We start from the raw sequence: 12,924 nt of genomic DNA, 5'->3' as shown, positions 1-12,924 counted from the left end.
TGATACGCGATGAAGGCCACTATCGAACGTGCCACGCTCCTGAGGTGCCTCAGCCACGTCCAGTCCGTGGTGGAGCGGCGCAACACCATCCCGATCCTCTCGAACGTGTTGATCGAGGCTGGAGAGGGCGGAGCGCTCAAGGTCATGGCGACCGACCTTGACCTGCAGGTGGTGGAGAACATGGCCGCAGCCTCCGTCGATGCGCCGGGCGCGATCACGGTTTCGGCGCACCTGCTGTTCGACATCGCGCGCAAGCTGCCCGACGGGAGCCAGGTCAGCCTGGAGACCGCCGACAACCGCATGACGGTCAAGGCCGGGCGCAGCCGTTTCCAGCTCCCCACGCTGCCGCGCGACGACTTCCCAATGATCGTCGAGGGCGACCTGCCGACGAGCTTCGAGATTCCCGCCAAAACCCTGGCCGAGCTGATCGACCGCACCCGGTTCGCCATCTCGACCGAGGAGACGCGCTACTACCTCAACGGCATCTTCCTCCACGTCTCGGACGAGGACAAGCCGGTGCTCAAGGCGGCGGCGACCGACGGCCACCGCCTCGCGCGCTTCACCATCGCGCAGCCTGAAGGCGCGGCGGGCATGCCCGACGTGATCGTGCCGCGGAAAGCCGTCGCGGAGCTGCGCAAGCTGCTCGAGGAGTCGCTCGACGGCAACGTTCAGGTCGATCTGTCGGCGAGCAAGATCCGCTTCACGCTCGGCGGTGAGGGCGGGGTGGTGCTGACCAGCAAGCTGATCGACGGCACGTTCCCCGATTACAGCCGCGTGATCCCGACCGGCAACGACAAGCTGCTCAAGATCGATCCGAAGAGCTTCTACGAAGGCGTCGACCGCGTCGCGACGATCGCGACGGAGAAGACCCGCGCGGTCAAGATGGGGCTGGAGGCGGACAAAGTGACGCTCTCGGTCACCTCGCCGGACAACGGCACCGCGGCCGAGGAAGTCCCGGCGGACTACACTGCCGAAGGGTTCGAGATCGGCTTCAACGCCAATTACCTCAAGGACATCCTGAGCCAGATCGACAGCGACACGGTGGAGCTGCACCTGGCAGACGCCGGCGCGCCGACGCTGATCCGGCAGGATGCGAACAGCCCGGCGCTCTATGTGCTGATGCCGATGCGGGTTTAGAGGCTTCCGTCATCCCAGCTTTCGTTGGGATGACGTGAAGGTTGAAACGGTTACTCCGCCGCTTCGAGCATGGCGGCGCGCTGCGGGCCGCGGATGAGGCCGCCGGGCGTCGCGCCGGTCCATTTGCCGTCGCGGAAGGTGACCACGCCGCCCTTGATCGTTGCCACGTAGCCCTCGGCCTTCTGCAGCAGGCGCTTGCCCCCTGCCGGCAAGTCGAAGGCGAGCCAGGGCTTGCCGAGCTTCAGCCGGTTGAGATCGATCACGTTGAGGTCGGCCAGGTAACCGGGTGCGATCACGCCGCGGTCCTCCAGCCCGTAAAGACGCGCCGTGTCCGCGCACTGGCGCTTGATCGCGTGCTCCAGCCCGATACGCCCGCCTCGCTTGCGATCGCGCACCCAGTGCTGGAGCATGAATGTCGGGCTCGCCGCGTCGCAGATCGTGCCGCAATGCGCCCCGCCGTCGGAGAGCGAGTTCACCGTGTCGTCCGCCTGCTGCAGCGCCTCGAGGAAGTCGAGGTTGCCGTCGGCGTAGTTGAGGATCGGCAGGTAGATGAACCCCGTGCCGTGGTCGCGGCAGAGCATGTCGTAGGCATATTCCTCGCAGCTCATTCCGGCTGCGGCGGCGCGCGCCTGCACGCTCGCCTCGGGGCCGGGCTCATAGTCGAAATTCTCGTCCATCTCGAACTGCATCGTCCAGCCCGCGACGACGATCATCAGCAGGCCGAGCATGTCCTGCGGCGCGCCGGAGAAATCGTTCGCCTCGGACAGCAGCCGCGCCTTGAAGGCCGGGTCTAGCAGCTTCGCCTTCTGCTCCTCCCACGGCAGGGCCATGATCGCCTGCCAGCTCGGGCGGAAGCGGAACGGGTGGACGGTGCCGCGCCAGGCCATGATGATGCCGTTGCCGCGCAAGGCGATCTGCGCGACGATGTTGGCGCCGTTGTCGTTCTCGGCCCGCATGGTCGCGATCTGCTCTTCCAGCGGAAGTTCCTTGGCGATCGACTGGAGCGCGGCGAACGTGACCGGGAGGCCGGTTTCGCGGCTCAGCCGGCCCATCCAGTCGAACTCGTTCCACTCGCGGTTGAGATCGCTCGCCATTTCGAACACGCCGTGACCGGCACGGCCCATGGCACGGCCGATCGCGACCAGTTCCTCGGGCGTCGCGGTCGTGCCGGGGACGAGCTCGCCATCGACCGACTTGTGGATCACCGTGCGGCTCGTCGAGAAGCCGAGCGCACCGGCGCGCACGCCTTCCTCCACGATGCGGGCCATGGCGGCGATGTCATCCTCGGTCGGAACCGCACCGGGCTGTTCCCGGTCGCCGAGCACATAGGCGCGCACCGCGCCATGGGGCACGTGCGTTCCCACATCGACGGTGCGCGGCAGCTTCTCGAGCGCGTCGAGATACTCGGGGAAGGTGTCCCATTCCCAGGTGATACCCTCCGCGAGCGCGGTGCCGGGAATGTCCTCCACCCCTTCCATCAGGCCGATCAGCCACTCATGGCGGTCCGGGTGCGCCGGCGCGAAGCCGACGCCGCAGTTGCCCATGATCACGGTGGTGACGCCGTGCCAGCTCGAGGGGGCCATTTCCTGGTCCCACGTCGCTTGCCCGTCATAGTGGGTATGAATGTCGACGAAGCCGGGCGTCACGATCGTGCCGGCAGCGTCGATCTCCTCTGCGGCGTCACCCTGGACGGTGCCGACCTGGACGATCAGGCCATCCCTGACCGCGACGTCGCCGGTGAAGCGCTCCGCGCCAGTGCCGTCGACGATGGTGCCATTGCGAATGATCAGGTCGAATGCGGGCATTTGCGCCTCCTCTCTCCAGGGAGGAAGGTCTCATATCGCAACTGGTGAGTCCAGTGGCGAGCCTACCCGCGCGCCCGGATCATTGCCTCGATGTCGACGAACTTCTCACGCGGGGCGCCTTCGCGGGCGGCTTTGGCTTCGGCTTCCTCGATCTTCTTCCAGTCGCGGAAGGTGACGACGTCGAGGTCGCGCTTCTCGGCGAGCGCGTTGAAGCCCGTGCGGCCTTCCTTGCCGCCCGCGCCGAGGGCGCCTGAGGTCAGATCCTCGGCGATCTTCTCGACGACGCCGAAGCCGTCGGGGCGGTTGGTGCCGATCGTGCCGGTCGGCCCGCGCCGCGCCCAGCCGACGCAGTAGATGCCTGGCAGGATGCGCCCTTCGTCGTTGGCGAAGCGTCCGGCGCGTTCGTCGAACGGGACGCCGGGGATCGGCGAGCTGCGGTAGCCGATGCAACTGACCACGAGATCGGCGGGGATTACATATGTCTCGCCCGTGCCGGTCGCGCGGCCGGTCTCGACCCTGGTGCGTTCCACCTCCAGCCCGGTCACCTTGCCTTCGCCGAGAAAGCGGAGCGGGGAGGCGAACATGTCGAAGTCGATCTCGATTGCCTTGTCGGCGCGCTCGCTCTCGGGGATTGCGGCGAAGCTCCGCAGATGCGTGACCGACTTGCGCAGCCCCGGTTCGAGGATCGCATCTTCCGCCTCGTCCGGAAGGTCGCCGGGATCGACGCGCGGCGTGGCGCGGTCGAGGTGCATGAGCTCGCCCAGTTCCTTGGGCGTCATCATGATCTGGTGGGGGCCGCGCCGTCCCACGATCGTAATCGTGCGCAGGCTCGAGACCCGCAGCGCATCGAGCGCATGCGCGACGATGTCGGCCCCCGCGAACTCGGCTTCGGTCTTGGCGAGAATGCGCGCGACGTCGAGCGCGACGTTGCCCATGCCGATGACGACGGCGTTCCTGCCGGACAGGTCGGGGTCGAGCCCGGCGAACTGCGGATGGCCGTTGTACCAGCCCACGAACGCCGCGCTGCCGAAGATGTTGCCGAGATCCTCGCCCTCGAGCCCGAGCGGCCGATCGTTGGGCGCGCCGGTAGCGAGAACGACCGCATCGTAGAGCTCGCGCAGCTCGTCCATGCTGACGTCGCTGCCCACGGTGACGTTGCCGACGAAGCGCACGTTCTCGTTGAGCGCGGTCGCTTCGTAGCGGCGGCTGACGCCCTTGATCGACTGGTGATCGGGCGCGACGCCGGTGCGGATCAGCCCGTAAGGGACGGGCAGAGTGTCGAAAATGTCGATGCGGACGTCATCGCCCCAATGCTTCTGCGCTGCTTCCGCGGTGTAGTACCCGGCGGGGCCCGAACCGATAATCGCGATGTGGTGCATGTCAGCGTCGCACTCCGGCAAGAAAGGGGAGCCGCTGTCGTCGGACCGCGTTCCCGAGCGGCGGCGAGCCGGGACCGGGCGCGGTTCTGGATCCTGCCATCCTCTTCTCCGCTGCAGCAATGTTCGCCGGCAGACTCATGCCCGGCCACAATTGCCTTGGCAAGGAGACTCGGCCGTACGCTCGTCGGGTTTCGACAGGCGAACGGTTAACCGATTTTTCAAGGGATTCGCGGTATCTTCCCCATATGGGTGGAGCGCCAGTCAAGAGGGGGACGGAACCAAACGGGGCCGCGCGGCGGCGCTCGCCCCTTGGGGCACCCCGCGAGGCGCGGAGCGAAACACCCGAAATCTCCTCCGACCCCGAGCGCCGTGTCGAGCGCGACCGGCGCGAGACAAAGCGCGCGAAGGTTTCCGCATTGGCGGCGGCTCCTCCAGCGGTTCCACCGGCTCTGACATGGATGGCCGTCGCGATCGCGTCCACATTCGCGCTCGCCGGTGTAGTCACTCTGACGCCGCCGACGCTGCTCGCGGTGATCTGCGGCGTGGTTGCCGTCGTTTGCGCTGCGGCCGGCAAGGCATTGAATGCTTGGGGCGATGCCGCCGAACGATCACCCGGACTGAAGCGGACGCTCGGCATTGCGCTCGTCGGCCTTTCCGCTGCCGGGGTCGGGCTCGGCCTGGCCGACTGGATGTACTACGGCGTGCTCGACTGGCGGATCGGCGTTGCCGGGCTGGTGACCGTCAACATCCTCTTCGCTGCGCTGATGAGCGGCCGGATCGTGCTGGTCTTCGTCAGCAAGATCGGCTGCTGGGCGCCCGCCGCGATCGTCGACGGTTCGTTCTTCGCCTATGCCGGCCTGGCGATAGCCGCGATCGCGGGAGCGATCGTCGCGGCTTACCAGATCCGGTTCGAGCGGGCGAAGGCGGAGGAGAGCGAGGCGCTTGCCCGCGTTCGCGACCGTGCGCAAAGCATCCTCAAGGACTACGAGGAAACCGGGCAGGGCTGGTTCTGGGAAACCGACCGCCGCGGCAATCTGACCTACCTTTCCCCGTCGGTCGCCGTGACGCTTGGGCGGGCCGAGGCAGAGCTGGTCGGGCGCCCGTTCTCGCAGTTGTTCGACCTAGGCGACGAGAACCGCGAAGGCGAACGGACGCTGACCTTCCATCTGTCCGCCCGGTCCTCGTTTCAGGAGCTGGCCGTGAAGGCGGCCGTGACGGGCGGCGAGCGCTGGTGGTCGATCAACGGCCGGCCGGTCTACGACGGGTTCCGCAATTTCTGCGGCTTCCGCGGCTCCGGAACCGATCTGACGGAGAAGAAGCGCAGTCAGGAGAACGCCACCCGGCTCGCGCGCTATGACTCCCTCACCGGCCTCGCGAACCGATTCCAGATGTCGCAGACGCTGGAGAAGATCATCGGCAGCCCGCAGGAACGCGAGCGGGAGTGCGCCATCCTTCTGCTCGACCTCGACCGCTTCAAGCATGTCAACGACACGCTCGGCCACCCCGCCGGCGATGCGCTGCTGAAACAGGTCGCGCAGCGGCTCGAGCGCACCGTCGGCCAGGCGGGCCGGGTGGGGCGCCTCGGCGGGGACGAGTTCGAGGTGATCCTGCCCGGCCGCGTCGCCCGCGAGAAGCTCGCGCATCTGGCGCAGGAGATCATCCACGCCCTCTCGCAGCCCTATTCGGTCGAGGGGCAGCGGGTCGTGATCGGCTCCTCGGTCGGGATCGCGATCTGCCCCGACGACGGGGTTTCGAGCGAGTCCCTGATCCGCAACGCCGATCTCTCGCTCTATGCCGCCAAAGACGCCGGGCGCGGGCGGTATCACTTCTATTCCAACGACCTGCACACCGTCGCCGAAGAGCGCAGTGCACTGGAGCAGGATCTGCGGGATGCGATCGCCGACGGCGGGCTCCAGCTGTTCTATCAGCCCGTCGTGCACGCCGCGACAGCGCGGATCACCGGCTTCGAGGCGCTGCTGCGCTGGAACCACGCACGCCGGGGGTGGCTCTCGCCCGAGAAGTTCGTCCCGATCGCGGAGGACACGGGCCTGATCGGAACGATCGGCGAATGGGCGATCCGCACGGTCTGCAGCGCGCTGGCGCAATGGCCCGAGGAAGTACGCTGTGCGGTCAACGTCTCGCCGCTCCAGTTCGCCAACCCGCAATTGCCCGCGATCATCACCAACGCCGTCGCCCAGGCCGGCATCGCGCCCTCGCGGCTCGAGCTGGAGATCACCGAGAGCGTGTTCCTGGACGACGATGCCGACAACGAGGCCATGTTCGCGGCTCTCAAGCGGATCGGAGTGCGGCTGGCGCTGGACGATTTCGGGACCGGCTATTCCTCGCTCGGCTATCTGAAGAAGGCGCCGTTCGACAAGATCAAGATCGACCAGAGCTTCGTGCGCGGCGCGACCCAGCCGGGCAGCCGCAACGGTGCGATCATCGCCTCGATCACGAGCCTGGCGCAGGCGCTGGGAATGGACGTCACGGCCGAGGGGGTGGAGACGCTCGACGAGCTTGATCTCGTTCGGGCGCACGGGTGCACGCATGTCCAGGGCTACATCTACTCCAAGCCCCTGAGCCCGCAGGACGCCGACGAACGCCTCGCCGCCGGCCTGGCAATGGAGGCTGTTGGCCCGCGCTCTGCCCGCGCTCCGCGCCGGACCATGCTGCGCAAGATCGTGCTCGAGCACGCGGGGCAGCACTACGCCGGGACCATCCGTAACGTCTCGGCGCGGGGGGCGCTGATCGAGGGGCTTTGGAACGTGCCCGAGGGGACGCGCTTCCGCATCGCGATCTCCGACACGCTGGTCGCGGAGGCGACTACGCGCTGGTGTGTCGACAATCGCATGGGCGTCGAGTTCGACCAGGCGCTTCCCGATGATCTCGGCGGTCCGGCCAGCATGCCCTTCAACGATCGCCCACTCCCCGACGACATGAACGAACGGCGCGCCGCTGCCGGCTAGCCAGCCAATTCAGATGGCTGACAGGCCGCTCCGCCACGGCTAAGGGGCGAGGCGAACGGTGCTGCATTGCACCAAGTATCCCTCAGCGGAATTATGATGACCGATCTTGCACGTATCCGGAACTTTAGCATCATTGCGCATATCGACCATGGCAAGTCGACGCTGGCCGATCGGTTGATCCAGCATTGCGGGGGCCTGACGGACCGCGAGATGAGCGAGCAAGTCCTTGATAACATGGACATTGAGCGCGAGCGCGGGATCACCATCAAGGCCCAGACCGTGCGCCTGAACTATACCGCGAAGGATGGGCAAACTTACGAGCTCAACCTGATGGACACCCCCGGCCACGTCGACTTCGCCTACGAGGTCAGCCGCTCCCTCGCCGCGTGCGAAGGCGCGCTGCTGGTGGTCGACGCCGCGCAGGGGGTCGAGGCGCAGACGCTCGCCAACGTCTACCAGTCGATCGAGCACGATCACGAGATCGTCCCCGTCATCAACAAGATCGACCTCCCCGCGGCCGAACCCGAAATGGTCCGCAAGGAGATCGAGGACATCATCGGCATCGACGCCAGCGAAGCGGTGCTCACCAGCGCCAAATCCGGCATCGGCATCGAGGACACGCTGGAAGCCATCGTCGCCCGCATCCCGCCTCCCAAGGGCGATCGCGACGCGCCGCTCAAGGCCATGCTGGTCGACTCATGGTACGACCCCTACCTCGGCGTGGTCATCCTCGTGCGCGTGATCGACGGCGTGCTCAAGAAGGGCCTCCAGGTCAAATTCATGCAGGGCGGCACCCAGCACCTGATCGACCGCGTCGGCGCCTTCACCCCCAAGCGCGTCGACCTGCCCGAGATCGGCCCGGGCGAGATCGGCTTCATCACCGCGCAGATCAAGGAAGTCGAACAGGCCCGCGTCGGCGACACGATCACCACGGTGAAGGGCGGGGCGGACAAGGCGCTCGCCGGCTACAAGGAAGTCCAGCCGGTGGTGTTCTGCGGCCTGTTCCCGGTCGACGCCGCCGACTTCGAGAAGCTGCGCGAATCCATCGGCCGCCTGCGCCTCAACGACGCGTCCTTCTCCTACGAGATGGAAAGCTCGGCCGCATTGGGCTTCGGCTTCCGCTGCGGGTTCCTCGGCCTCTTGCACCTGGAGATCATCCAGGAACGCCTCACCCGCGAATACGACCTCGACCTCATCACCACCGCCCCCAGCGTCGTCTACCGCATCCGCCTCGGCAAGACGAAGAGCGAGGAGGGGAAGACGATCGAGCTGCATAACCCGGCCGACTATCCCGATCCCAACCGGATCGAGTGGATCGAGGAACCGTGGATCAAGGCGACGATCTACACGCCCGACGAATACCTCGGCTCGATCCTCAAGCTGTGCCAGGACCGGCGCGGCATCCAGACCGACCTGACTTACGTCGGCGGCCGCGCGCAGGTGACTTACGAGCTGCCGCTGAACGAAGTCGTGTTCGATTTCTACGACCGCCTGAAATCGATCAGCCGCGGCTATGCCAGCTTCGACTACGAGCAGATCGGCCTGCGCGAGGGGGACCTGGTGAAGATGAACATCCTGGTCAACAACGAGCCGGTCGACGCGCTGAGCCTGATCGTCCACCGCAATGTCGCCGAAGAGCGCGGCCGCGGCATGTGCGAGCGCCTGAAAGACCTGATCCCGCGCCACCTGTTCAAGATCCCGATCCAGGCCGCGATCGGCGGCAAGGTGATCGCCCGCGAGACCATCGCCGCGCTGCGCAAGGACGTGACCGCCAAGTGCTACGGCGGGGACATTTCCCGCAAGAAGAAGCTGCTGGAGAAGCAGAAGAAGGGCAAGGCGCGGATGCGCGAGTATGGGAATGTGAGCATTCCGCAGGAGGCGTTTATTGCGGCGTTGCGGATGGGGGAGGAGTAGGCTCGGATGCTTACTTTCCTGGCGGAGTGGACGCCAGAAAATCCAACAATGGAAATAGCTCATTCCGCATTGTAGAAAGCTCCGGCTTGCCGACGAGGTTTGCTCGATGCATCACCCCATTGATCGTTTGAAGATTATTCGCGAACTTCGACAAGCTCTGATGACAATCTGAACGAACAGAGCTTGGAAAATAGGTCTTGTTCTTCTTCAACCAGTCAATGACATTTCTCAGTGTCGGATCAAAATTGTCCTTCTGATCGTCTGTAAAAGGACGCCCCTCCTTCTCCTGCTTATTGAAGACCATTTCCTTGACATCTTCAAGCTTGCCGCTGCGTCGAACGTGTTGATCGATTGCGCGTTCTCCGATCATTCTAAGCAGCGCAGATCCAGAAAATGAAAATTCCAGACTGAGCTCGCTCGCCTCGGTTATCAGGGAAGATAATTTTCGATCATTCCACGCCACGTCCATCTTTGGCAGTAACTCATCTACATCGTTGATATGGAATGTCTTACCAGTCTTCGACTTCTTCAACGACTGGTTTTTTGGCCTTGTCTGGTTTTTTGTTCGGCCGTTTTTCGTCTTCGATTTCCTAGACTGGCGATTTGATGTTCGAAAATCATCTGAAAAACCTTCAAGTCGTTCGACAATTTGAGCGAAGATCGCCGAGTTCGGATCGATCTCGGATTTCTTAGTATCCCAAGGTAGCTTCTCAGGATCATTGGATACGAAATGAACCCACCCGAGAAATCCGTTGTATTCGGGATGCCAATAGGTCGAAAATCCAAGGTTCTTTTCCTTAGAAGCAACTTCAATCGTCCGATCATTGCATACAATATACCATCCGAATTCATCTGTAAGTAAGGAGTTCACCCTTCGATCATAATCCTTTTCGTCAGTGTGTCGATATTTTGCGTGCATTCCAGATTGAACGAATACATCGATACCATCTATTTTAGAATGCCACTTCTTGGGCTTAACTGGTCCTCGTGATCTAACCCCCGGTGTAAATCCAAGAATTCGATTCCCATTCAAAGAAATAGTTAAACCCTTCTTTAAAAAACCCCCGTACCGACGAGAGAGTTCGATGGATACGTCGTCCAAGTCTCCCGAGAAGTAGTGTGCTGCGCTTGGCTGCAGGTCTTTGATAAGGAAGGTTGTCCGCGTCGCTTTTCTGGATGTTCTAATCTCTGCCGTGAGTCCTTGGGTGAGCGATAGATCTTCTGACGTGAAACGGACAGTGGCTGAAAAGTCTGCTCTGTTTGTTGAAAGGGCGTACGTCTTGCCAAGCGCAAGGAGCGCTCGCTTCATGCCTAGGCCAAAGTAGCCTACCCCTTGTCGGTGAGTTGAGCGCTTTCCTAGGATGAATGCCTCATCTCTAAGGGTGGTCCGGTGAAAGCCGTCGCAGTTATCGGAAACGGCAACCGATCCAGGGACTACGCGAAGCGCAATCCTGAACCTTGAATAATCTGCGGGGAGGCCGCGGTCGTCCTTTTTCGCGTTGGCGGGAATTGAATTGCGAGCCGCATCAATCGCGTTGTCGATTAGATCGAAGAGCGCCTCGTTGGGAGAAATGTCGCGCGTCAAAGTCTCAAGCAGGAACTCCTCGTCGATCCCCTGCTTGATCGCCATAGACTGCTGCTTTGCCAACTCACCCCCCTCTGTGATCAAGCAATTCCTAAGCCAAACATATCGATAAGGCACTTTTGCAACTCGCGTAAGTCCCTCGTTTGGCATTCCCACACGACTTTAGGTTCCCAGCCAAACTTTCTCAGTTCTTTAGTCGCCTGTCTGTCTCGTGCCATATTCCGCTTAAATTTTTCTTCCCAGAATTCAGTCCGGGTTTTGGGGGTGGAGGCTTTCTTGCAGCCTTCATGCCGATGCCAAAAGCACCCATGTACGAATAGAGCTACGCGGCGTTTTGGGAATACGAGATCCGGCTTGCCGGGGAGGTCGTTTCGATGAAGGCGAAATCGTAATCCCAAGGCATGGGCTGCTCGCCGAACGCGCATTTCAGGCGTAGTATTTTTGCTTCTCACCTGCGACATCAACCACGAACGACGTTCTGGTGAAATGTGGTCGACCATCTATTCTGCGGCTTCGGCGAGCGCCGGACCTTCCGCGAGTTTCTGTTGAACTGCTGAGAGAACTGCCTCAGCAATTATCGGCGAGACGGAATTTCCGATCTGTCGGAAGCTATGCCAGATCGCAGGATGGAAACGGTGTATGTCCGGAAAGCCTTGGAGGCGCGCCGCTTCGCGAACTGTTATGACCCTGTTTTCCTCGGGATGGATGGGTCGAACCGCTTGATGCGATCCCTTGTCCGCTCCCGTTCCTGCTCGAAGGGTTGGGCACTGACCGTCCCATTTGAGACGAGGATATTTTCCAATCGGGTCGAATCCCCCAGGTATGATTGAACTGAACCTTTGGACGACCCGGTCTAGGTGCTCTGTTCGTTTGTTGCCGGTGAATATCCGATCATCGGCATGCAGGGCGGCCGAGTAGTCGCTGCTTCGGGCGTTCTTGCGCAAACGCCATATATCCGTTCCATCCTCGTCGCTTCGGACGGGCACTGGAGACCGTAGATCGAAAATCGCGTCTTTGACGGTCGCTGGTTCACGTTTGAAAGTTTCGAGGTCATTGATCGTGATCGGCGCACAGCGATCAGGCAAGTAGCCGACTACGAATGCTCTGCGCCTCTTGGTCGCCGCGCCGAATTCGGCAGCGTCCAAAACCGTGGGGTCCCAAACTTCGTATCCGGTAAGTTGCGCGATCGCTTCATCGAGTTCTCGACGGGCAGATCCGAGCATCAGGCCTTCGACGTTTTCCATAACGAATGCGGATGGTCGCGCGTCGTTTACGATCTCGAAAAACTTCTTCAGGAGGCTTCTGCGCGGGTCTTTTTCGTCTCGCTTCCCGATCATGCTGAAGCCTTGGCATGGCGGTCCACCGAAAATTAGGTCGACCGGGCCATTCGCATTCTCAAGCACTTCCGCGCCCGTGAGCTGCGAAATATCCCTATGAAACAGCTTCGTACTCGGAAAATTGACGCCGTACGAATAGGTTAGGTCGGGATCGAAATCGTAGGCCGCGACGACGTCGAATTCCGCCGCATGCGCGCCGCGCGAGAAGCCGCCGGTCCCACAAAACAGATCAATTGCCCGCATGCACTGCATGGGACCGCTATGTTGCGGAAAAGTGCTGACGCGGCAAGGCGCGTGAGTGCCCTACGCGATTTTCCCACAACGTCGCGCTAGCTCCATCGATGGGTTCGGGACAGCAAATTCTGGGCAGCATACAGATTAGCCCGCCGCCCGCTCAATCAATCCTAGTGCCACCTTCGGGTCTGCATCCACCGTCCTCAGTAACGTCCGCGCCGGGGCGTCCGGAGCGCCGGTGCTGCTCCGAGTCGCGCAGCTTGGCAGCGAATTTCGCCTGACTGAGTCCGGTCTTGGCGCGGATCTCCTTGACGTCGAGGCGCGCAACGACGCGGCCCTTGGTAGTGTCGCCTTCGGCATAGGCAATGGCTTCGGCCAGCCCGGCTGCGATCGTGTCGAATGCCGTTGTCATTCGGATTCTATACGGCAACGTGGGACCAAGAGGCGAGGAGTCTTTTGTTTGCGCCCTCAAACGCCGGGCGGGGCGCATCCGCGCCCCTTGGCTTCCTCCGCGCGGAGCGCTCCGGGCGGCCGGTCGGCCTTGCGGTCCGCTGGTCGCGGACCGGG

9 protein-coding genes are annotated in these 12,924 nt (G+C 62.8%); 3 read left to right on the top strand and 6 right to left on the bottom strand.

Annotation, left to right across the window (positions count from 1 at the left end; all coding sequences use genetic code 11):
- The first annotated feature begins 9 nt into the window (after positions 1–9).
- A complete protein-coding gene (dnaN, locus tag AC3A5N_RS13295) occupies positions 10–1,137 on the top strand; it encodes a DNA polymerase III subunit beta (protein WP_487737800.1) in 1,128 nt (375 codons plus the stop codon).
- 50 nt (positions 1,138–1,187) lie between these two features.
- Here the strand turns inward: dnaN and AC3A5N_RS13290 are convergent, their stop codons facing one another.
- Positions 1,188–2,942 (bottom strand): N-acyl-D-amino-acid deacylase family protein, encoded by a 1,755-nt coding sequence (locus AC3A5N_RS13290; RefSeq protein WP_487737799.1) that lies wholly within the window; start codon positions 2,940–2,942, stop codon positions 1,188–1,190.
- 62 nt (positions 2,943–3,004) lie between these two features.
- Positions 3,005–4,321: an FAD-dependent oxidoreductase gene (locus tag AC3A5N_RS13285; RefSeq protein WP_487737798.1), complete on the bottom strand. Its 1,317-nt coding sequence runs from the start codon at positions 4,319–4,321 to the stop codon at positions 3,005–3,007.
- A 458-nt stretch (positions 4,322–4,779) separates the two neighbouring features.
- Between AC3A5N_RS13285 and AC3A5N_RS13280 the strand changes: the two genes are divergently transcribed.
- Positions 4,780–7,287 carry an EAL domain-containing protein gene (locus AC3A5N_RS13280; RefSeq protein ID WP_487737797.1) on the top strand — a complete coding sequence of 836 codons (2,508 nt, stop codon included), beginning with the start codon at positions 4,780–4,782 and terminating at the stop codon, positions 7,285–7,287.
- 96 nt (positions 7,288–7,383) lie between these two features.
- Positions 7,384–9,201, top strand: a complete 1,818-nt coding sequence (gene lepA, locus AC3A5N_RS13275; RefSeq protein WP_487737796.1) for a translation elongation factor 4 — start codon at positions 7,384–7,386, stop codon at positions 9,199–9,201.
- Between the two features lie 10 nt (positions 9,202–9,211).
- Here the strand turns inward: lepA and AC3A5N_RS13270 are convergent, their stop codons facing one another.
- The 4 genes from AC3A5N_RS13270 to AC3A5N_RS13255 form a co-directional block, all read right to left on the bottom strand.
- A complete protein-coding gene (locus AC3A5N_RS13270) occupies positions 9,212–10,831 on the bottom strand; it encodes an ATP-binding protein (RefSeq protein WP_487737795.1) in 1,620 nt (539 codons plus the stop codon).
- Positions 10,832–10,866: 35 nt separating this feature from the next.
- Positions 10,867–11,286: a very short patch repair endonuclease gene (locus AC3A5N_RS13265; protein ID WP_487737794.1), complete on the bottom strand. Its 420-nt coding sequence runs from the start codon at positions 11,284–11,286 to the stop codon at positions 10,867–10,869.
- The gene (locus AC3A5N_RS13260; RefSeq protein WP_487737793.1) at positions 11,287–12,366 is read right to left on the bottom strand and encodes a DNA cytosine methyltransferase; all 1,080 of its coding nucleotides are present in this window, start codon (positions 12,364–12,366) and stop codon (positions 11,287–11,289) included.
- A gap of 151 nt (positions 12,367–12,517) precedes the next feature.
- Entirely contained in the window at positions 12,518–12,769 is a 252-nt protein-coding gene (locus tag AC3A5N_RS13255; RefSeq protein ID WP_487737792.1) for a hypothetical protein, read from the bottom strand.
- Between the last annotated feature and the right edge of the window lie 155 nt (positions 12,770–12,924).

The sequence above is a fragment of the Pelagerythrobacter sp. Soil_C_18 genome (genome assembly GCF_057657235.1).
The sequence above is the reverse complement of the archived record's forward strand: the minus strand, read 5'-3'. Positions and strand labels throughout refer to the sequence as shown.

Bases quoted from the DNA above. Each gene is read 5' to 3' on its own strand.
- AC3A5N_RS13265 (WP_487737794.1), bottom strand. From the start codon at position 11,286: ATGGTCGACCACATTTCACCAGAACGTCGTTCGTGGTTGATGTCGCAG.
- AC3A5N_RS13270 (WP_487737795.1), bottom strand. From the start codon at position 10,831: ATGGCGATCAAGCAGGGGATCGACGAGGAGTTCCTGCTTGAGACTTTG.
- AC3A5N_RS13255 (WP_487737792.1), bottom strand. From the start codon at position 12,769: ATGACAACGGCATTCGACACGATCGCAGCCGGGCTGGCCGAAGCCATT.
- lepA (WP_487737796.1), top strand. From the start codon at position 7,384: ATGACCGATCTTGCACGTATCCGGAACTTTAGCATCATTGCGCATATC.
- AC3A5N_RS13260 (WP_487737793.1), bottom strand. From the start codon at position 12,366: ATGCGGGCAATTGATCTGTTTTGTGGGACCGGCGGCTTCTCGCGCGGC.
- AC3A5N_RS13290 (WP_487737799.1), bottom strand. From the start codon at position 2,942: ATGCCCGCATTCGACCTGATCATTCGCAATGGCACCATCGTCGACGGC.
- AC3A5N_RS13280 (WP_487737797.1), top strand. From the start codon at position 4,780: ATGGCCGTCGCGATCGCGTCCACATTCGCGCTCGCCGGTGTAGTCACT.
- AC3A5N_RS13285 (WP_487737798.1), bottom strand. From the start codon at position 4,321: ATGCACCACATCGCGATTATCGGTTCGGGCCCCGCCGGGTACTACACC.
- dnaN (WP_487737800.1), top strand. From the start codon at position 10: ATGAAGGCCACTATCGAACGTGCCACGCTCCTGAGGTGCCTCAGCCAC.